A 19,742-nucleotide genomic window follows, 5' to 3' on the forward strand; every position below is an offset into this window, starting at 1 on the left:
TAATTTCCTTGAAAATTATAGTAATTTTAATTATATATAAATAAATCTGTAACTTAAACATAATTTTATAATCTTAATACATTTGCAATAATTAAAATTAAACATAATAAAAAAGTGGAAAAATCCACTTTTTATTCTAGAAATCCAAATCTATTTAATGGTGATAATCTAAATACTGCTTTTCCTTCAACTTGATTAATATTAATAAGTCCAAACTCTCTACTATCTTTACTTACCTCTCTATTATCTCCTAATACAAATAAAGTTCCCTCTTTTACCTTAACTGAAAGTTCAGTATCTTTACTATAGGTCGTACCCTTAGCGTATGTTTCTTCTAACTTTTCACCATTTAAATATACATATCCATCTTTTATATCTATTTCATCTCCAGGTATTCCAATTACTCTTTTAACAAGTCTTGTTCTTGTATCAGTATTATATGAAACTGAAGCCACTTCTTTTAAGTATTCATAGCTTTCTTCAAATATATTACATTTTTCTCCGTGATCAAAAAATATTATAATATCTCCTCTTTTAGGCTCTGTAAAATTGTAACTCAATTTATCAACTATAAGTTTTTCATTATTATATAGTGTATTTTCCATAGATTCCTGTTGAACCTTAGCACTAGCTAAAGCCTTTGTATTTACTACGGTTACTATTATAATGCTCCCTATTATAGTTAAAAAAATTCCTCTAATTTCTTTTATAACATTTTTATATTTCAAGATAATGTCTCCTTATCTCCATATTTATAATTAAACTGTCTATAATTTTTTTATATTTGATTTTATTAATTCTAATTATGTTTAAATTCTTTACTTAATATTGCCATCATATGCACATCATGAAATTCATTATTTATAAAAAGAGCTTCTCTTTTTGTTCCCTCAAATTTAAATCCTGCCTTTTCATACATAGCTCTAGCACGAGGATTATAATCAAAAACTTCTAATTCAACTCTATTTAAATTTAGTTCTGTAAATGCGATCTCTAAAGCTTTCTTAGTTGCTTTTAATCCAATACCCTTACTAAAGTTATCCTTATCGAATATAGCTATTCTAAAACTACATGATTTATACTCATCATCTATATCCATAAGTACTACTTCTCCAAGAATTTGATCATTATCACATATTAGTAGATGTCTTCTCTCCCCATTATTTATAGATTTCTCAATAAATAATTCTATTTCTTCTTTTGTAGGGTAGTTTGTTGTTCCAGTATAATAAAACATTTCTTGGTCTGGATTTTCAAATCCTACCTCCCAGTATTCATTTACATCTAATTTATTTAATAGTCTCAAGTTAATTTCCATATTTTCTCCCATCTTATTAGTTATTTTCTCTCCACTCTTTTTCGTTAATACTCGTCTTAATAGCTCTTTTCATAACCGATTCAATATTTTCTAAATTATCCTTTATGGCATGACTAACTGCAAGTCTTATTATAAAATATAGAGCTAAAATAGGTATTGTAATATATAGAAGCAAAAAAAAGATTTCCATAGTTCTCCTCCTATAAACTTTATTATTTTTCTTAATAAATAGCCGATGTTATAATTAATGTGCCTCCTATAATTGTTAATAATAATATTGAAGCAATAGTTACTACTAATATAATCATATCAATATTTTTATTAATTTTATATTTTCTAGATACTATAAATGTTATTACCCCAATTAAAATAGATACTATCCAAACTAAATAGAAATTTAACTTAGATAGTAAATTAGATTCATTAAACAATAACATAACTATCCAAATATTAACTGCTATTAAAATACTTAAAATTATATATAATACTACCTTTTTCATCAGAATTTCCTTTCCCTTATACATTTATCATTTAATTATTTAAATGAAATGATAAATGCAAAGATAGTAGTTAAACTCTTTTATAGATATTTTACCATAAAACTTTACTAACTGTAAACTTTTAACAAAAAAGCTACACATTAGTGTAGCTTCCTACTTTATATATCTCAAAATTATTAATTTATACTAAGCTTTCTTTCTTCTTTAGAAGTTTTATAGATTCCAATAACAAAAAATGCTACTGCAAATAATACTATTATAATTAAATATTTATATATCTCATTAAAGCTTGCCCCTTGCTGTATATCTATTATTGATTGAATAGCCCATCTAACAGGAGTAAAATATGATATTTTTTCTATTATAGGCGGCATTATTTCTATTGGTACAAAAGCTCCTCCTATCATTACCATTATTATATTAGCAAAATTAAATATATTAGAAGCCTCAGTTATATTTTTAGCAAAAGATCTACAACATATTGCAAGACTAATTGAAACAAGGCCTACAAGGCTTAATATTGCAAATAATTCTAAAGTGCTAACTCCAACTTGTACTTTAAGAAATTTTATACCAATAATACTTAGACTAACTTGAAGTAATATTGATATATATCCACTTATTGCATCAGCAACATAATATTCATATGTCTTTATAGGAGCCATAAATATTCTATTATATACATTTTCCTCCTTTTCCTTAAATACTCTATATGAAGTACTCATTCCTCTTATAAGCATAAACATTATTATAAAACCAATAAACGTTTGACTAAAAGAATACTCTTCATGTAAATCATTTAAACTTTCTCTTTCTAGCTTTATATATGAATTATTACTATAATTATCTAAAGATTTATAATATACCTCTTTATTTCCTTCTGCTGCTATTGCAATACTATTTATATTGCTCATTTGCTCATTTACTAAGTTTCTTATTATCATTCCAACATCATCATTTTCTACAGAAGTAATCTTTATTGGGTTTGTGTCACCTTTCAATAAACTATCTTCGAATCCACTGGTTACTTCTATAACTGCATTTATAGCATTTTCTGAAAATAAATCTTTCTTCTCATTTTGTTGGATTTCCCTTACATTAAATCCCTCATAATTCTTAATTGAATCTAGAATATCCTTGCTAGTTTTTGAACTATCATTATCGATAATGCCAACTGTTATATAGCCTGAATTCATATTAATTACATTTAACATAAGCAAAAGTATTAAAATAGGAGCAATAATAGACATAATAAACCCTATTGGCTTTTTTATTATAGCTATCTTTAAATTGTTTTTAATTAATACTATTATATTTTTCATTTACTCTATCACTCCTTCTCCCTATAATATAGATTAATAATATTGTAATTATTAAACTAATCAATCCAATTTCTAACCATCTAATTAAAGTTGATGAATCTCCTGAATAAATATATCTAAATATACTTATATTAAACCATCTCAACGGAGAAATATTAGTTATAAAATTTAATACTCTACCTAAGTTGTCATCTAATGCTATATATCCTCCACCTAAGAATACTAAAACTGGTATAATAATATTTTGTATTAGTGTTCCTGAAATTTCTTCTTCTTTAAAAATCATTGGTATTACAATACCTACTCCAATTACTATAGTTAAAAATGGTAACATTGCCAAAGGTACTATCAATAAATTTTTACCATAATTTACATCAAAAATAATATTACTTAATAAATAAGTTACCATTAATGTTCCAAAAGAATATAAGAAAAATCCAATAAATGATGATAGATAATATTTACTCGTAGATACCCCTGATAAGCTTATTCTATCTTTTATACTATTTTTTCTATCATTTTTAATATTATATAGAGGTAATGTTACAAAATAAAATATCATAAGACCTATTTCTGCCACACCATAATAATCCATTGAACTTGGCTTTTCATTTAAAGTAATATTTTCTTCTTCTATATAATTCTTAGTGTTTTCAATCTTAACTATCTCATTAACCTTACTAGGATTTATACTATAAACCTCCATAATAGCATTAAACTTATTAGAAATTCCATTTAATACTCCATATACAAAGGATGGCTTTACTAAAGATTGGCTATTAGAATAAAACTCTATAGTATCTCCCTTTAAATGTAACAATACAGCTCTATTAATTCTTACTTCTTTTTTTCCTTCCTCTATATTACTTATCTCTTTAAAGGTAATTGATAAATCCTCTTCATCATCTAATTTTGCATTCTTAAATGTATTTAAAACTTCTTTAGTTTTATCAGAACCTTCATCTAAATAGCATATAATTGTTTCATTCAAAACAGCTTTGTTGTTCACTTTATTAAAGTATGATGATAATGTACTTCCAATCAATAGTATTAAAAATAACGGAAAAAATATCATAAATAAATGATTCTTTTTATCTCTTATACAATGCAAAATTGTTGCTTTTATTATAGGAATCATAATTTTTCCTCCTAATCCCTTAACTTTTTCCCAGTTAAAGATAAAAATACTGTTTCTAATGTTATTTCTTTAAAACCTAAATCCGTTATTTTTAATTCTTGATCTGATACTACTTTTATTATCTTATCTAGATTGTTTACCTCTTTTGATGAAGCTATGATAAGGTTATTTTCATTTATAGATATATCTAAAACTCCTTCAACATTTCTTAGAGATTCAATATTTATCTTATAAATATCCTCAAGCCCTATATTTAAAGTTCTTTTGTCACTTACCATATCCTTTAACTCTTCTTTAGTTCCCTCAACTATTATTTTTCCTTGATCTATAATAGCAATCTTAGAACATAAAGCCTCCGCTTCTTCCATATAGTGAGTTGTATAAACTATAGTTACACCTTTTTTATTTAGTTCTTTAACAGACTGCATTATATGATTTCTAGATTGAGGATCTATCCCTACTGTGGGCTCATCCATAATTAATATCTTAGGCTTATGAATTATCGCACAAGCTATATTTAATCTTCTCAGCATACCACCTGAAAAATCCTTTGCTTTTTTATTTTTAAACTCCAAAAGTCCTGTAAATTCCAATGAATTTTCTATACCTTCCTTAAGTTCATTACCTCTTAGCCCATAAAGCTCTCCAAAGAATTTAACATTTTCATAAGCTGTAAAATCACTATATATAGCAATATTTTGAGGAACTAGTCCTAAGCACCTTCTTACCTTTAAAGAGTTTTTTCTTATATCTTCTCCTAAAACCTTAATCTCACCAGATGTAGGGTGTAAAAGTGAACAAATTATGCTTATAGTTGTACTTTTACCTGCTCCATTTGGTCCTAGAACTCCATAAATTTCGCCTTCTTCTATCTTTAAATTAATATTATCAACGGCTATATTATCCTCATATTTTTTTACTAAATCTTTTATTTCTATAACTTCCATAAGATTCCCCTCCTTAATATATCTTACTAATATTATATAAAAAAGACCTTTCTAGAGAATCTAGCAAAGGTCACCTTTTAACTATGACAAAAGTCATATATTTCCTTCAGTTTTTAAGTAGTCTATGTAAGTTTATGTTGACTTGGAGCGTAGCGGCGGAATAAATAAATTTACATAGACTACTGTTCTCCTTTTATATAATGAATTGCAATTTGAGTTCTATGTGTTAGTCCAGTTTTTTGGAATATAGAGGTTATATAATTTTTAACTGTCCCCTCTGATATATATAAAGCTTTTGAAATTTCCTTATTATTTAATCCTTCTGAAATAGCTTTCATAACTTCTAATTCTCTTTCAGTAAATATACTTTTATCTAATTTATTTTCTTTTATCTCTTCTTTATTTAAATTGCTGCTAAGCTTAATTAAAATTTCATCTTGAATAACACAATTTCCTTCACTAACCATTTTTATAGTTTCTATTATTTTATTAGGATGAGTATTTTTTAATAGATAACCTTTAGCGCCATTTCTTATTCCATCTCTTATATATTCATCTTCATCAAAGGTAGTTAAAATAATTACTTTCGTATTTGTTTTTCTAGATATTTCACCAGTTGCTATCACTCCATTAATTAAAGGCATTCTAACATCTAGCAATGCTATATCAACATGATTATTTAATAAAAATTCAATTGTATCTTTTCCATTTTCAAATGCTCCTACTACTTCAATTTCACTATGAGATGATAAAATGATCTTTAAACTTTCTCTAATTAAAGCATCATCATCTGCTAGTACTAGCTTTATACTCATTTTAGTTCCCCCTTATTAGTTAATAAGGAATTAAAATTATAACCCCAAATTCTTTATGGTAATTTACAATAAACTTTCCATCAATATTATTTACTTTATCTTCTATACTACTAAGACCTATTCCCTTTTTAAGAGTCTTACAGCCCTCTCCATTATCTTTTACCTCTAACTTTATAAATTTCTTTAAGATCTCTATATTAATTGTTATAAAATCTCCTCTAGAATATTTAATTGAATTAGTTGTAAGTTCAGTTATAGCTTGTATAAGCAATAACCATATTCTTGAAGATATCTTATCTAAATCTCCTATGTAATTTACTTTTCCCTTAACGCTTGTCCCTTTTATTTTCTCATCTAGTATTTTTTTAATTCTATTAATACCTAGTTCTTCCTCTGCAGGCTTAATATTTCTCAGAGCCATTCTTATCTCTTCCATTCCGGCTCTTAAATTTTCGGTGCATGAATCTAACATAACGTATGCATTTTCTTTATCTGTATCTATTATAAGTTTAATAGCTTCTAGCTGAAGTAGGGTTCCTGAAATAGTATGGCCTATCTTATCATGAAGTCTTGTAGATATTTTATTTCTTTCTTCAAGTCTTGCTGTATGAAGAATTTGCTCTTGTATATATCTTTCTTTAGCTAATTTGTCTTGAAGTTTATTTATAGACTTTCGTTGTTTTTCTTCTATATCCTCAACTCTTTTAAGTTTACTACATTGAATGTTATCCTTTATTATTGCTATTAATATAATAACTAAAATCATAATTATATCACTGAATTCCTGATACTTAAGTACTAAAGATAAAGGAGTACTAGCTAAAATTATCCCTAATACAACTCTTTTCTTTTCACTTATAAAATACTCAGCCATACTTAAGCTTATCATTAAAACTCCAAATTCAATATATCTTAAGGTAAATAAAAGTGAAAGTAAAACCTCTAATATAGTTAATATCTCAGATGAAAATCTGTATTTATTATATAAAACCCTTCTAATAAATGTAGTTATTATATAAATTAATATAATAACTACAACTGCTAAACTTAATTTATTAAGCTCTACACTTGTCCAGCTAATATATAAACATAAAACTATCTTCAATATTATGCATAAGTCATTATTTTTAATTTTCTATCACTCCACTTCATTTGAATTGTCTTTAATCATCTTTTCAAGTCTATTTAATCGAATATATAATTCTTTAAAGTGTAATGATATTTTTTCATCCTGAGCTTTTAGCTTATTAGGAATATAAAAAATAACATTATAAATAGTTAATAAAAGTATTAATATTAAAATTGCTTCTATCATAAATCTTCTCCTTACATACTTAATTTTTTATTCTTTAGAAAATTATATTTTTATGTTTATTATGGATAACTATTGTAAGATATTTAGTTATTAAAGTTATCTCCTAAATAGTAAAAATATGAATATAGTGCGCGCGCAAGATTTTCCTCAGACAATCTTCATAAATGCACATGCGCTAAAAAAGTCAACGGCTCGCCAAACTCGCCTTGGCGACTTTTTTATGTTTATTATACAATATATACCTACATTTAAAAACATATTTTACCAATATAAATATAAATTGTTTTAGGTTTATGTAGCAAAAAATCTTTGTAAATATTTCATAATAATGAAAAATTTATGATAAAATATAAGTATAGAATTAATCTAAATTTATACAAGGGGGAAATAATAATGAATATTTTACTTGAAAAATTATTAAATGCACTTCCAATAATAATTATTGTAATTGTAGTATTAATAGTATTTCTATCTTTTTGGAGAAGAGTACCTGCTGATAAAGCAATGGTAATCACAGGACTTAGAAAAAGAGTTTTAGTTGGAAGAGGGGGATTGATGATTCCCGTATTAGAAACATCTTCTACTATTTCACTAGAAAATATTTCAATGACAACAGATGTAAATGAAGCACCTGCGAAGCAAGGTATATTTGTAAATATAGTTGGTACAGCAGTTGTAAAGGTTAAAAGTGATAATGAAAGCGTATTAAAAGCAGTAGAACAATTCTGTAATGGTGGAGAAAAAAATACAGTAACCGTAATAAGAACTATAGTAGAGCAAATATTAGAAGGTAAGTTAAGAGGTATTATATCTACTTTAACTGTTGAACAAATAAATGAAGATAGAGCTTCATTTGAACAAAGAATTGAAGATGATATAAGAAATGAATTAGGATCAATGGGATTAGTTCTGATATCTTATACTATCTTAAAGATAAGTACTCAAGGAGGCTACTTAGAAAATAGAGCCAAACCTCAAATAGCAGCAGCAAAATCTGAAGCCGACATAGCAGAAGCTGAAAGAAAAATGGATACGGAAATTAAAACTGCAAGTGCAACAAGGGAAGGTCAAAAAGCAAAGCTAGAAGCTGAAACTCAAATTGCTCAAAGTGAAAGAGATAAAAAAATTAAATTAGAAGCTTTCAGAGCTGAACAAGATAAGGCTAAAGCAAACGCCGACGTTGCCTATAAATTGCAAGAAGTTGAGAATAATTCAATCTTAGCAGAACAACAAGCTGAGCTTGCTGAAAAAGAAGCTTTAGTTGTAGAAAAGAAATTAATAGCAGAAGTAAAGAAGCCTGCTGATGCTAAAAAGTATGAAGTTGAAGTTGCTGCAGAAGCACATAAAATACAAGCAATTAGACAAGCAGAAGCTGATGCTGAAGCAATAAGAGTAAGAGCAATAGCTGAAGCTGATGCTAAAAAAATACAAGCTCAAGCTGATGCTGAAGCAATAAGAGCTAAAGGTTTAGCTGAGGCTGAGGCTATTAAGGCTAGGGGAATTGCCGAAGCTGAAGCAAAAGACAGATTGGCTGAGGCAATGGCTAAATATGGTGAAGCTGCAATAGTTGAAATGATAGTAAATAAATTGCCAGATGTAATGAAAGAAGTAGCAAGCCCATTAGAGCAAATAGATAAATTAACAGTAATAGATAATGGTGGTAGCCAAGGAGCATCAAAAGTTTCTAAAATTGTAACTGACGTTGCTGCTAATGGCTTTGAAGTGTTAAAAAGTTTAACAGGTGTAGATTTAGCAAATGTATTAAATAATTTCGTCAATAAAGATACTAATGTAATTCCTACTTCTAATAATATTGCTCCAAAAGATACTGAGGAAAAGGCATCAAACATAATAGAATAAATTTGCAAAAAATTACTACAAGAATTAATAAACTTGTAGTAATTTTTTTATTAAAAAGTATAACTATTTACTATATTTCTTAACTATATTAACTATTACATCAACAGCTTTTTCCATTGATTCTATTGGAACATATTCGTACTTTCCATGGAAGTTTTCTCCACCTGCAAATATATTTGGAGTTGGTAAGCCCATAAATGAAAGTCTGGCGCCATCAGTTCCACCTCTTATTGGTCTAATATTTGGAGTAACACCTGCATCTATCATAGCTTCTTTTGCATTTTCTACTATATGCATAACAGGTTCAATTTTTTCTTTCATATTTCTATATTGATCTTTTATACTTACCACTACAGTTCCTTCTCCATACTTCTTATTCAATTCTTTTTCTATAGCTTTAAATTTTTCTTTTCTTGCTTCAAAAGAATTTGTAAAGAAATCTCTTACAATATAATTTAGTGATGTATTTTCAACAGTTCCTTCTATATCTGTAAGATGTGAGAAGCCTTCATACTTATCAGCTTTTTCTGGAACTTCATCTAATGGAAGACTATTTATAAATTCATTAGCAACCATTATTGAATTTAACATCTTATTCTTTGCATAACCTGGATGAACATTAACTCCTTTTATTTGAACCTTTACTCCAGCAGCATTGAAGTTTTCATACTCAAGCTCTCCAAGTCTCCCGCCATCCATAGTGTAAGCAAAGTCTGCTCCAAACTCTTCAACATCAAAATGATCTGCACCTTCTCCAATTTCTTCATCAGGTGTGAATCCTACTTTGATAGTTCCATGCTCAATTTCTGAATGATTAACTAAATACTCCATTGCTGTCATAATTTCTGCAAGTCCTGCTTTATCATCAGCACCTAAAAGTGTAGTTCCATCTGTAGTAATTAATGTTTTTCCTATATACTCTTTTAATTCAGGTGAAAATTTAGGAGATAGTACTACTGAATCATTTAACTTAATATCTCCGCCATCATAATTCTCTATAATTTTAGGATTTACATTTTCTCCACTATAATCTGGAGCCGTATCCATATGAGCTATAAAACCTACAACTGGTAAATCTCTGTTACAGTTTTTCTCTAGTGTAGCATAAACATATCCATGTTCACTTATTTTGGCATCCTTTAATCCTATTTCTTTAAGCTCATTGCATAGTTTTTCTGCTAAAATTAATTGCCCATTTGTACTTGGAGTCTTTCTAGTTGTTTCATCTGATTTAGTATTTATTTTTACATATTCTAAAAATCTTTCTTCTACTCTTTTCATAACTTCACTCTCCATTCTTATATTGTTTTTTTACTCATTTAAATAAAATATACTTATAAAAGAAATTATCTTTATAATTAACTTTTACATATTTTATCTAACACTCTATATTTTAACACATATATATCTGAACTTTATATTCCTTTAAAAATTATATAAATTTTATATTTGTTAATTAATTTGTATAAATTCATTTAAAATACATAAACTATTTATGTATTTTATCTCTTTCTCTTTATTAAACTACTCCTAAAAAGGCTTCAAGAAAATTTTCTTGAAGCCTTTTTGTTATTTAAAATTATATTTTGTTACTATACTTTCTCTTTATGTAGTTTTATCATTAAAGTTTTCATACCTTAACCCACCTAAAGGTTTTATTAATATATATTTATACTACTTTCTTTTACTTCCTGCATATGAGCCAACGCCACCAGCTACATTAACTACATCAAAGCCAAGCTTTGTTAACTTACCACAAGCTGATGAACTCCTTCCCCCTGATTGACATAATATGTGATACTCTTTATCCTTCTTTAAATACTTTTCTGGATTTGATAAAAGATTTCCCATTGGAATATTTTTTGCACTTTTTATACTTCCTGTTTTATATTCATATGGTTCTCTTATATCAATTAAATCTATCTTTCCAATTAAATTATCAATATCATTTACATTCATAACTTTTCCTGAATTTTTATTAAATAAACCAAACATACTATTTTTACTCCTAAAATTTATTATTTTCTTCTTATGTGAATATTGTACATCATTAAAAAAGTTTTTTATGTAACTATGTCACATAACTTTAATTATTGTATTTTCCTACTGCTCATCTTAGTTATCAACTAAGAACTATTAAAAATATTTAAGCTTATACATTAAAAATCTTAAAATATAAATAAAAAGCGTAGAAACTTTTATAGTTCATACGCCTTTCGTTTATTATAGAGTAATATTTCCCTTTGCTAAAATTTCATTATATGCTTCTAAATCATTATGGATTTCAACCTTTAAAGGATTGCGTTTATATTTTATTATCTTATAGAAATGATAAATAAATACTGCTACATTTGATGCTAAAGCTAATCCACTTACTATCCATAAAGCTAATTCGTTATGTGATGATTTAACTGCAAACATTGATGTATCAACAAATGATGGGAAACACATAACAAACATCATCCATATTCCTAAAGTTTGAGCTCTATGTTGCAACCATGCACCTTTCTTTATAAAAAAAGCTGGAATTGTACAAGATAACAAAAGAGCTAGTCCAGCATAGAAAGAATGATCTGAAACACAGTTATAAACATAAGCAAAATTCCATAAATCATAAGCAATTATCCAAAACCATAATTGATCTGGCCATAACATATCTTTATACTTATCTTTTCCTATAACAATTCCCATCCAACCTGAAATTGTTATTATATTTAATATTCCTGCAATTCCATTCATAATATTCCATGGTCCTCCAACCATAAAAACACCATCTACTAATCCATTTAAGCTATAACACTGAAAATCACGAATAACGGCTTCTAAAATATTTATAGATAATATTAATGGTGGAAAAATTAAAAGATATTTTTTAGTATTAGCTCCTTTAATAAATCTTAAAGCCATAAACCCTAAACATCCTGCCAGTGCTGAATAAACCTTTGCCCAATGGAACCAAGTTCCAACACTAGAACCCTTCCCTGCAGTTTTAGGCCATACTGCAAAAGTAAGAGCTATTGGTAGAATTAAAAATATTGCTAGTGAAAACCATTTGTTTGAACGAGCAATTTCATTGATAAGAATAAGTCCAATTAATACTACAATCCACATAACAAATGAATACCATGGGATTGCTTCAAATAAAAACATTATTAAGACCCCCCTAAATAATTTAATTAATATATTTATCCCATACATATATTAACATTTTATGTAATCATTTTCAATATTTTTATATACAATTTCTTACATTAAATTTCATTAGTTTTAAGATTTCCCTTTATTATTATTAAATAAACTCTTATAATATTTAATAAAGCTTATAATAATAGTAATAATTAATAAGTATATTAAATTAAAAAGGACTGATTATGATCAATACTAAATATCCATTAACTAATGATTTCAAAAAAATTGTTTTAGAAGAAATACCACTTATAGATGTAAGAGCTCCTATTGAATATGAAAAAGGAGCATTTTTAAATTCATTTAACATTCCTATTTTAAATAATGAGGAACGTCATATTATTGGAATTTGCTATAAAGAAAAAGGGAATGAAGAAGCTACAAAGCTTGGATATAAACTAGTTTCAGGTAAAACTAAAGATGATAGAGTAAACTCTTGGATATCATTTATAGAATCTAATCCTAATGCTATATTATATTGCTTTAGAGGTGGTTCAAGATCAAGAATTTCTCAAGAGTGGATTACAAACGAGCTTAAAAAGGAAATTTATAGGATAGAAGGCGGATATAAGGCCTTTCGTAATTATCTTATAGATTCATTAGCTTTAGAAAATCAAAATTATACTCCTATAATTCTCACAGGATTCACTGGTTCTGGAAAGACTATAATTTTAAATAAATTAGAGAATTCAATAGATTTAGAAGGACTAGCTAATCATAGAGGCTCCTCTTTTGGTGCTCATACTACTCCTCAACCAACACAAATAAACTTTGAAAATAATTTAGCTTATTCTTTAATCAAACATAAAGAAAAAGCCTTTAAACATATTATTTTAGAAGATGAAGGAAAAAATGTAGGCAGGAACTTTATTCCACTAGATTTATTTAATTATTTTCATAGTGGAAATGTAGTTCTTTTAGATGTTTCCCTAGAAGAGCGTGTTGAAAATACCTTAAAAGAATATGTTATCGATGCACAAAAAGAATATAAAAATAAATTTGGTGAAGAGTTAGGTTTAAATGAATGGTTTAATTACATATATTCTAGTATGGATCGATTAAAGAAAAAATTAGGTGGGGATAGATTCAAAATAGTACTAGATGAACTTGAGCTTGCCTTTAAAAATCAATTATCAACTGGCAGATTTGAAAAACATAAAAATTGGATAGAAATCTTTCTTAAAGATTACTATGACCCTCTTTATAAATACTCTTTAGAAAACAAAAAGGAAAAGGTTATTTTTAGAGGAAATTCTCATGAAGTTCTAAGTTTTTTAAATACTCTTGATTAATTATTAAAAATAGTAAGTAATTTAACAAATTACTTACTATTTTTAATATAAATCTATTTTTCATCTTAGACTTTCTAATTATATAAAAACTCATCAACAAGCTTTTCAGTATCTTTAGGTTGCCATTTTCTATCTATCAAATTTGCACCTGTCTTTAATACTGGATGAGCTTGATGATAGCTTTCTTTAGTATTATCTCTATATATTATTCCTACTGGAATTCCTTCATCACCGAATTCTTCTGCTTTTTTAAGTGCTTCTACTTTATTAGTTGAATCATAGCTATCATCTAACTTATATATTCTATCCTTGTACCATTTAAAAGTATTTATTTTATTAAATACTACACAAGGTTGCATTATATCTATTAGTGAATATCCATTATGATTCATTGCTGCTTTTATTATAGATTTTAAATGCTCCTTATCTGCTGAAAAGCTCCTTGCTACGAAAGTTGCTCCTGCACTAATGGCTACTGCTAATGGATTTATTGGATTAACATATACTCCTTCAAATTGCATTGAAGTAACTTGTCCTTTTGCCGTTGTTGGAGATCCTTGTCCTTTGGTCAAGCCATAGATTTGATTGTTATGAACAAGATGTACCATATCTACATTTCTTCTTATATTATGAATAAAATGATTTCCACCTTCACCATAAGAATCTCCATCACCACTAGTTATAATTACCTTAAGATTTTTATTTACCATTTTTATAGCCTGTGCTGGCGGTAATGCTCTACCATGAAGACCATTAAATCCATTTACTTTTAAATAGTGAGGAGTTTTAGCTGCTTGTCCAATACCTGATACCATAACGACATCTTCTGGCTTTACCTCTAGTTCAGATAATGCTTCTTTTATCGCTGCTAATATACCAAAATTTCCACACCCTGGACACCAAGCAATTTCATCATTACTTTTATACAAATTTAACTCTAACATTAGAACTCCTCCTTTCCAATTTTCTTTACTATATCGCTTCCTGTTATTTGTCTTCCATCATATTTTAATATGCTGGAAGTCATTAATATCCCTGTTTCTTGAGTTATTAACTTACCTAATTGCCCTGTAAAATTTTGTTCAACATTTATTATTTCTTTAACTTGTTTTGAATATTTTATCAAATTTTCTTGTGGTAATGGATATATATCTCCAAAACTTAATGCTCCAACTTTTTTCCCCTGCTTATTTAATTCTTTAACAGCATCTTTTAATGCTCCGTAAGTTGATCCAAAACCTAATAATAAAGTTTCTGCATTCTCGTCTCCTATAAATTCTGGTTCTTCCATATCTTCTTTAATTAATAATAGCTTTCTCATTCTCTTTTTCATTTGAGCAACTCTCATTTCTGATGTTTCTGTTATATGTGACTCTTCAGTATGCTCATCACTATCTACTAAAACCACTTGATGCTTAGAGTTACCAGGAATCATCCTTGGAGATATTCCACTTTCCGTTATTTTATATCTCTTATATTCCTCTACTTCTTTTAACTCTTCTCCCTCTGATATATAATTTTCTATTTTTACTTTGTTTAAATCATATTTAGGAATAGTTATATTGGCATCTGCTAAATATTGATCTGTTAATAAAATTACAACAGTTTGATATTTATCAGCTAAATTTAAGGCTTTCACAGTTTTATAAAAAGCATCTTCTGCATTCCTAACACTTATTATAGCTCTTGGGAATTCTCCTTGAGATGCTGTTAATAAAAAACTTAAATCACTTTGCTCTGTTCGTGTTGGTAAGCCTGTAGCCGGACCCGGTCTTTGGGAATCTACTATAACTATTGGTGTTTCTGTTATACCTGCAAGACCAAATGCCTCTACCATAAGTGAAACTCCACCACCAGAGCTTCCTGTCATTGCCCTAGCCCCTGCATATGATGCTCCAATAGCAAAGTTTATAGCTGCAATTTCATCTTCAGCTTGATCAACAACTATTCCTGTTTCTACTTGCTTTTCAGCTAAGTAAGTCATTATACTCGTTGCTGGTGTCATTGGATAAGCTGAATAAAAATCTAATCCACCTGCAATAGCACCTAATGCAATAGCATTATTTCCATTTATTAATATATGCTTTGATAAGTCTGTCTCTTCCATTGAATACTTAGAATCAATTAAATCATATCCTAATTTAACTGCTTCTATATTTTTATTTCTTATATCATCAGACAACTTATTACTAAAATATTTATCTATACCTACTATATCTATAGAAAAGTATTTTAATACTGCTCCCGCTGCTACTGAAGTAAAAGCCTTAGATAAACTTAATCCTTTTGCTGTAGCTACTAGTGGTAGTTTTAAAATTTTTTCATATTCTAGCTTTATACCTTTATCCGCTATTACAACTCCATCATGCTTTAATCTATCCATATGATATAAAATAGTATCTTCATCTAAAGCAAGTATTAAATCTAATTCATTCTTATGTGAATATATTTTATTTTCTCCAAATCTGATTTGTATAAAGTTATGTCCTCCTCTAACTCTTGACATATAATCTTTATTTGAAAAAAGATACAATCCAGATTTCTTTATTGTTTTTTCTAAAAAATCACTTAGGGTATCAAGTCCTTGTCCTGCACTTCCACCAATTAATATATTGTATTCCATTTATACACCTCTTTTATAATTTATATATATCTTAACTACTAATAAATATTTTCCTTTAAAGGCTATCTTAATACTTTTATACTATGCATACACAACAAAATGATCATATAAAATATCTAATATTTGTTAATATTTTTATTTACCTAATTTCCTTATGAATATTTATTCTCCAAATAATGTATTTTTAAAATTATACCTTCCTATTTTATGGTATAATTATAAAAGTGATTTTTTGATTGCTTTCGGTATTGGAGGTATAATTTAATGAAAGAACATGATTGTATTCGTTGTGATTGGGCAAATCACAATCCCCTTGAAAAAATATATCACGACAAAGAATGGGGAAATCCTGTCTATGATGACAAAAAGCTATTTGAGATGCTTATCTTAGAAGGAAAACAAGCTGGATTAAGCTGGTCCACAATACTAGCTAAAAGAGAAACATTACGTCAAGCATTTGATGGCTTTGATCCTGCAGTCATCATTCAATATGATGATTGTAAAATAGAAGAACTTCTACAAAACAAAGGTATTATAAGAAATAAACTAAAAGTAAAAGCTGTTGTTGAAAATGCAAAAGCATATTATAAGGTGTTAAACCAATATGGTAGCTTACATGATTTCTTTTGGAGATATGTTAATTATGAACCTATTCAAAATCACTGGACGGAAATCTCTCAGGTTCCTGCAAGAACAGAATTGTCTGACATGATCAGTAAGGATTTAAAGAAAATTGGCTTTAAATTCGTTGGAAGCACTATCATTTACGCTTTTATGCAATCTATAGGCATGGTGAATGACCACCTTACCTGCTGCTTTTTGTATGATAACAATAATAAAGTTAATCCGTCATAAAATAGAAAGACCAAGCAATCTTAAAATCACTTAGCCTTATAATTGCTTATTTAAAACTTTACTCAAACAATTTTAGTTATTTAAAGCTTCTAATAAAGCTTCTAAATTTAATCCGTGTACCATTGCAGCATCTGCTATTGTTTCTGCTTGAGCTGATGGACATCCTACACATCCCATTCCAAAGCCCATTAAAATTTCTGGTGCATTTTCCTTAACCTTTATAACTTCTCCTATTGTCATGTCCTTAGTTATCATCTTAATCACCTATCCTCATCCTTATTTTTAATTATATTTTCCATATTTATTTTAATTTAAATCCTATATTAAATGCAATATTTCACCTTTAATTCTTCTAGTATAGCTAAATTTTCATCTTTTACATTTATATTTTCATCTTCAAAGCTTACACATTCTTCATTAATTTCTTCTATAGTTTCTTCTTTTAATTCTCTTTCTGCAAATTTGTATATTACATTATCCTCTTTATGGATATGTCTTTCTAAAAGATTTGTATAAGAAACTGCATTTGCAATTATATCTAATTTAGCTCCAGCATTTCCACCTTTTAAGGCTTCTAATGCTTCTCTTAAGTTTGTTACATACAATCTTCCAAGATCATGTTCTACAAGCATTCCATACTTAACTACTTTTTCTGCTGTTTCTCCTATTTCATCTACCATTCTATTAAAAAGCATTATTTCTTCTTTTTTATGATGATGAGAATCTGCATAGTTTCTTATAAAATGTATCATCTTATAAAAATCATCGTAGTTAACCTCTTCTCCTTCTAAAACTTTAAAACAAGCTTTTCTAACTACCTTAAGCATTTCTTTAATATTTTTGTGTTCTTCCATCATTAATTCTATTGCATTCATTTTCTTATCCTCCTATACTCTTTCTATTGACATCTCATCATTTTCATATTGAATATAATTGAACTCTTTGTTTGCTTCATTAACAAAAGCTTTTATCCATAAATTCCTTAGAGTATAAAAGTAATTTACATCTCCACCTATAGAATCCCAAATATCTTTATGAACACAAATTCTTCTTTTCCAAAAAACCTTATTTTCTTCCTGTGATAAAACTTCATTTACTCTATCACAAGGCATTCCATCTAATATATAGTCGTTTACTGCATTAAATATATCTATAGCATTTCCTAAAAACTTTCCTTCTTCTTTTGCTTCTTTAGCAGCTTTTATCCCTTGATTTACATATAAAGTTTCTAATTTATTCTTTGTATTTTCTTTTTCTAAAAGCTTAACTGTCCATGTTGCAAGTCTATTTTCTGCTGAGTGTATTTTTTCTTGCAGCCAACCGTGAATATTTGATTTATCTATCATTTCTTCTAATGGAAGATTAGGTAACTTTTCTCCGTATTTATTATTTATTTCTTTTGATAAGCTTTCTATGTTTAAACCTTCATTTTTTGCTAAATTTATTATTTCCTCTTCAAGTCCTTCAAACCAAACTATTTTATTAAATAGCCAATAATGAATCTTTCCTAAATATAAACTCATCTTTTCTTCCTCCAATATCTATCATTAATTTTCTAATGATAGTGTAACATAGGGTTACAGCTTTTTCGGTAACATTTGTTACTCTTTAAGCAAATTTATATTTTATCTATTACCTTTAAATTTAATGATTTTACAAACTCTTCACCTTTATTGAAATCTCTTAAATCTATTGGATTATGCGCATCTACACCTATTATTCTATCTACATTATATTCTTTTGATAAATCCCAAAAGCTTTCCATAGGATAAAAGTATCTTTCTCCTAAGTTATATTTAACTTTCCCTCTTCTAATGCCATTTATGTTAATTTCTATTGGCATTTTTAATTCTTCTGCCTTTTCTAGTATTCTTCTTGATGCTTTAATTGAGTGCTAATCCCAGTTTCTATAAGAAATTCCAAACAAATCTGGGTGAGCTATGTATTGAAAATATCCGCTTTCCATAGATTTTATTACATAGTCTATGTAGCTTTCTAAAGCTTCAGGTGTTAGCTTAACTCCGCCAACATATAACCATTCTCCTTTATAAGGGAAAAAATGCACTCCAAGAATTAAATAATCTACCTTATGCTTTTCTTTTAACTCATCATAAAGCCAATGATAGTCTTCAAAGTATTCACATTCTATTGCTTTTTTTATTTTTATTTTATCTCCATACTTCTCTTTAGCTTCATCTATTTCCTTAAAATAAGTATCAAAATCCTCATATGTCATTCTATTGTAATTATCTATATTTTTTCCTGGATGAGGTAGATGGTCTGATATACCTATTTCATCATAACCTTCTTTTATTGCTTCCTCTACATAATCTTCTATAGTTCCTATTGCATGGTTACATCTATAATTATGTGTATGATAATTAGTTTTCATTTTCTTCACCTATCCTTTTATCTATATCGTTAAATCAACTTTTTAATAAAACATCCTTTAATGTAAAGATTAGATTTATTTCATACTTTATATAATATCATATCTATAATATAACTTCTATTTCAGAGGCCTATATGAAAAGGCTATCATAAATAATTATTAATAAATTTTTCAATAAT

21 protein-coding genes and 1 pseudogene are annotated in these 19,742 nt (G+C 27.6%); 3 read left to right on the top strand and 19 right to left on the bottom strand.

From position 1 onward, the window contains the following. Window positions 1-131 precede the first annotated feature (131 nt). The 10 genes from lepB to ACYUEX_RS17765 all read right to left on the bottom strand — a co-directional run bounded on the left by lepB (window position 132) and on the right by ACYUEX_RS17765 (window position 7,355). Entirely contained in the window at window positions 132-728 is a 597-nt protein-coding gene (gene lepB / locus ACYUEX_RS17720; RefSeq protein WP_460289331.1) for a signal peptidase I, read from the bottom strand. Between the two features lie 71 nt (window positions 729-799). Then, window positions 800-1,318: a GNAT family N-acetyltransferase gene (locus ACYUEX_RS17725; RefSeq protein ID WP_411168235.1), complete on the bottom strand. Its 519-nt coding sequence runs from the start codon at window positions 1,316-1,318 to the stop codon at window positions 800-802. A 16-nt stretch (window positions 1,319-1,334) separates the two neighbouring features. Then, window positions 1,335-1,508 (bottom strand): hypothetical protein, encoded by a 174-nt coding sequence (locus ACYUEX_RS17730; RefSeq protein WP_411168236.1) that lies wholly within the window; start codon window positions 1,506-1,508, stop codon window positions 1,335-1,337. Window positions 1,509-1,539: 31 nt separating this feature from the next. Continuing rightward, on the bottom strand, window positions 1,540-1,818 hold the full coding sequence (locus tag ACYUEX_RS17735) for a hypothetical protein (protein WP_411168237.1): 279 nt from the start codon (window positions 1,816-1,818) through the stop codon (window positions 1,540-1,542). Window positions 1,819-1,994: 176 nt separating this feature from the next. Continuing rightward, window positions 1,995-3,140: an ABC transporter permease gene (locus tag ACYUEX_RS17740; RefSeq protein WP_460289332.1), complete on the bottom strand. Its 1,146-nt coding sequence runs from the start codon at window positions 3,138-3,140 to the stop codon at window positions 1,995-1,997. Then, window positions 3,115-4,278 (bottom strand): ABC transporter permease, encoded by a 1,164-nt coding sequence (locus ACYUEX_RS17745; RefSeq protein ID WP_460289333.1) that lies wholly within the window; start codon window positions 4,276-4,278, stop codon window positions 3,115-3,117. Before ACYUEX_RS17745 ends, ACYUEX_RS17740 begins: the two co-directional genes overlap by 26 nt. A gap of 11 nt (window positions 4,279-4,289) precedes the next feature. Further along, window positions 4,290-5,225 carry an ABC transporter ATP-binding protein gene (locus ACYUEX_RS17750; protein WP_460289334.1) on the bottom strand — a complete coding sequence of 312 codons (936 nt, stop codon included), beginning with the start codon at window positions 5,223-5,225 and terminating at the stop codon, window positions 4,290-4,292. 179 nt (window positions 5,226-5,404) lie between these two features. Then, window positions 5,405-6,040 carry a response regulator transcription factor gene (locus tag ACYUEX_RS17755; protein ID WP_460289335.1) on the bottom strand — a complete coding sequence of 212 codons (636 nt, stop codon included), beginning with the start codon at window positions 6,038-6,040 and terminating at the stop codon, window positions 5,405-5,407. Between the two features lie 19 nt (window positions 6,041-6,059). Continuing rightward, entirely contained in the window at window positions 6,060-7,145 is a 1,086-nt protein-coding gene (locus tag ACYUEX_RS17760) for a sensor histidine kinase (RefSeq protein WP_460289336.1), read from the bottom strand. Window positions 7,146-7,178: 33 nt separating this feature from the next. Then, entirely contained in the window at window positions 7,179-7,355 is a 177-nt protein-coding gene (locus ACYUEX_RS17765) for a hypothetical protein (protein WP_460289337.1), read from the bottom strand. A gap of 393 nt (window positions 7,356-7,748) precedes the next feature. Here ACYUEX_RS17765 and ACYUEX_RS17770 point away from each other — a divergent pair, with 393 nt between their 5' ends. After that, window positions 7,749-9,215, top strand: a complete 1,467-nt coding sequence (locus ACYUEX_RS17770; protein ID WP_460289338.1) for a flotillin family protein — start codon at window positions 7,749-7,751, stop codon at window positions 9,213-9,215. A 63-nt stretch (window positions 9,216-9,278) separates the two neighbouring features. Here the strand turns inward: ACYUEX_RS17770 and pepT are convergent, their stop codons facing one another. The 3 genes from pepT to ACYUEX_RS17785 form a co-directional block, all read right to left on the bottom strand. Then, window positions 9,279-10,511: a peptidase T gene (gene pepT / locus ACYUEX_RS17775; protein ID WP_460289339.1), complete on the bottom strand. Its 1,233-nt coding sequence runs from the start codon at window positions 10,509-10,511 to the stop codon at window positions 9,279-9,281. Window positions 10,512-10,889: 378 nt separating this feature from the next. Further along, window positions 10,890-11,210 carry a rhodanese-like domain-containing protein gene (locus tag ACYUEX_RS17780; protein ID WP_460289340.1) on the bottom strand — a complete coding sequence of 107 codons (321 nt, stop codon included), beginning with the start codon at window positions 11,208-11,210 and terminating at the stop codon, window positions 10,890-10,892. 228 nt (window positions 11,211-11,438) lie between these two features. Continuing rightward, window positions 11,439-12,365, bottom strand: coding sequence for a DUF5692 family protein (locus ACYUEX_RS17785; RefSeq protein ID WP_460289342.1), 927 nt, complete (start codon window positions 12,363-12,365; stop codon window positions 11,439-11,441). A gap of 221 nt (window positions 12,366-12,586) precedes the next feature. On the opposite strand from ACYUEX_RS17785, the gene mnmH reads away from it, so the two are divergent. Beyond that, entirely contained in the window at window positions 12,587-13,693 is a 1,107-nt protein-coding gene (gene mnmH / locus ACYUEX_RS17790) for a tRNA 2-selenouridine(34) synthase MnmH (RefSeq protein WP_460289343.1), read from the top strand. Between the two features lie 74 nt (window positions 13,694-13,767). On the opposite strand, the gene ACYUEX_RS17795 is transcribed toward mnmH, so the two are convergent. Both ACYUEX_RS17795 and ACYUEX_RS17800 read right to left on the bottom strand, forming a co-directional pair. Further along, window positions 13,768-14,637 (bottom strand): 2-oxoacid:ferredoxin oxidoreductase subunit beta, encoded by an 870-nt coding sequence (locus tag ACYUEX_RS17795; protein ID WP_460289344.1) that lies wholly within the window; start codon window positions 14,635-14,637, stop codon window positions 13,768-13,770. Beyond that, on the bottom strand, window positions 14,637-16,316 hold the full coding sequence (locus ACYUEX_RS17800) for a 2-oxoacid:acceptor oxidoreductase subunit alpha (protein WP_460289345.1): 1,680 nt from the start codon (window positions 16,314-16,316) through the stop codon (window positions 14,637-14,639). The genes ACYUEX_RS17795 and ACYUEX_RS17800 overlap by 1 nt, the downstream gene beginning before the upstream one ends. Before the next feature lie 264 nt (window positions 16,317-16,580). Here ACYUEX_RS17800 and ACYUEX_RS17805 point away from each other — a divergent pair, with 264 nt between their 5' ends. After that, window positions 16,581-17,171 carry a DNA-3-methyladenine glycosylase I gene (locus ACYUEX_RS17805; RefSeq protein ID WP_322412589.1) on the top strand — a complete coding sequence of 197 codons (591 nt, stop codon included), beginning with the start codon at window positions 16,581-16,583 and terminating at the stop codon, window positions 17,169-17,171. A 72-nt stretch (window positions 17,172-17,243) separates the two neighbouring features. On the opposite strand, the gene ACYUEX_RS17810 is transcribed toward ACYUEX_RS17805, so the two are convergent. From ACYUEX_RS17810 to ACYUEX_RS17825, 4 genes and pseudogenes are all read right to left on the bottom strand, one after another. Then, on the bottom strand, window positions 17,244-17,426 hold the full coding sequence (locus ACYUEX_RS17810) for a DUF1858 domain-containing protein (RefSeq protein ID WP_460289369.1): 183 nt from the start codon (window positions 17,424-17,426) through the stop codon (window positions 17,244-17,246). A 68-nt stretch (window positions 17,427-17,494) separates the two neighbouring features. Continuing rightward, the gene (locus ACYUEX_RS17815) at window positions 17,495-18,046 is read right to left on the bottom strand and encodes a hemerythrin domain-containing protein (RefSeq protein ID WP_460289346.1); all 552 of its coding nucleotides are present in this window, start codon (window positions 18,044-18,046) and stop codon (window positions 17,495-17,497) included. A gap of 12 nt (window positions 18,047-18,058) precedes the next feature. Further along, window positions 18,059-18,694, bottom strand: coding sequence for a hypothetical protein (locus ACYUEX_RS17820; protein WP_460289347.1), 636 nt, complete (start codon window positions 18,692-18,694; stop codon window positions 18,059-18,061). A gap of 95 nt (window positions 18,695-18,789) precedes the next feature. Continuing rightward, window positions 18,790-19,563: pseudogene (locus tag ACYUEX_RS17825) on the bottom strand (histidinol-phosphatase). Window positions 19,564-19,742 lie beyond the last annotated feature (179 nt).

The sequence above is a fragment of the Clostridium sp. CTA-7 genome, from assembly GCF_054768095.1.

What these genes read in the sequence shown, in the direction of transcription:
- ACYUEX_RS17725 (WP_411168235.1), bottom strand. Translation starts at nt 1,318, where the DNA reads ATGGAAATTAACTTGAGACTATTAAATAAATTAGATGTAAATGAATAC.
- ACYUEX_RS17730 (WP_411168236.1), bottom strand. Translation starts at nt 1,508, where the DNA reads ATGGAAATCTTTTTTTTGCTTCTATATATTACAATACCTATTTTAGCT.
- ACYUEX_RS17735 (WP_411168237.1), bottom strand. Translation starts at nt 1,818, where the DNA reads ATGAAAAAGGTAGTATTATATATAATTTTAAGTATTTTAATAGCAGTT.
- ACYUEX_RS17740 (WP_460289332.1), bottom strand. Translation starts at nt 3,140, where the DNA reads ATGAAAAATATAATAGTATTAATTAAAAACAATTTAAAGATAGCTATA.
- ACYUEX_RS17745 (WP_460289333.1), bottom strand. Translation starts at nt 4,278, where the DNA reads ATGATTCCTATAATAAAAGCAACAATTTTGCATTGTATAAGAGATAAA.
- ACYUEX_RS17750 (WP_460289334.1), bottom strand. Translation starts at nt 5,225, where the DNA reads ATGGAAGTTATAGAAATAAAAGATTTAGTAAAAAAATATGAGGATAAT.
- ACYUEX_RS17755 (WP_460289335.1), bottom strand. Translation starts at nt 6,040, where the DNA reads ATGAGTATAAAGCTAGTACTAGCAGATGATGATGCTTTAATTAGAGAA.
- ACYUEX_RS17765 (WP_460289337.1), bottom strand. Translation starts at nt 7,355, where the DNA reads ATGATAGAAGCAATTTTAATATTAATACTTTTATTAACTATTTATAAT.
- ACYUEX_RS17770 (WP_460289338.1), top strand. Translation starts at nt 7,749, where the DNA reads ATGAATATTTTACTTGAAAAATTATTAAATGCACTTCCAATAATAATT.
- pepT (WP_460289339.1), bottom strand. Translation starts at nt 10,511, where the DNA reads ATGGAGAGTGAAGTTATGAAAAGAGTAGAAGAAAGATTTTTAGAATAT.
- ACYUEX_RS17780 (WP_460289340.1), bottom strand. Translation starts at nt 11,210, where the DNA reads ATGTTTGGTTTATTTAATAAAAATTCAGGAAAAGTTATGAATGTAAAT.
- ACYUEX_RS17785 (WP_460289342.1), bottom strand. Translation starts at nt 12,365, where the DNA reads ATGTTTTTATTTGAAGCAATCCCATGGTATTCATTTGTTATGTGGATT.
- mnmH (WP_460289343.1), top strand. Translation starts at nt 12,587, where the DNA reads ATGATCAATACTAAATATCCATTAACTAATGATTTCAAAAAAATTGTT.
- ACYUEX_RS17795 (WP_460289344.1), bottom strand. Translation starts at nt 14,637, where the DNA reads ATGTTAGAGTTAAATTTGTATAAAAGTAATGATGAAATTGCTTGGTGT.
- ACYUEX_RS17800 (WP_460289345.1), bottom strand. Translation starts at nt 16,316, where the DNA reads ATGGAATACAATATATTAATTGGTGGAAGTGCAGGACAAGGACTTGAT.
- ACYUEX_RS17805 (WP_322412589.1), top strand. Translation starts at nt 16,581, where the DNA reads ATGAAAGAACATGATTGTATTCGTTGTGATTGGGCAAATCACAATCCC.
- ACYUEX_RS17810 (WP_460289369.1), bottom strand. Translation starts at nt 17,426, where the DNA reads ATGATAACTAAGGACATGACAATAGGAGAAGTTATAAAGGTTAAGGAA.
- ACYUEX_RS17815 (WP_460289346.1), bottom strand. Translation starts at nt 18,046, where the DNA reads ATGAATGCAATAGAATTAATGATGGAAGAACACAAAAATATTAAAGAA.
- ACYUEX_RS17820 (WP_460289347.1), bottom strand. Translation starts at nt 18,694, where the DNA reads ATGAGTTTATATTTAGGAAAGATTCATTATTGGCTATTTAATAAAATA.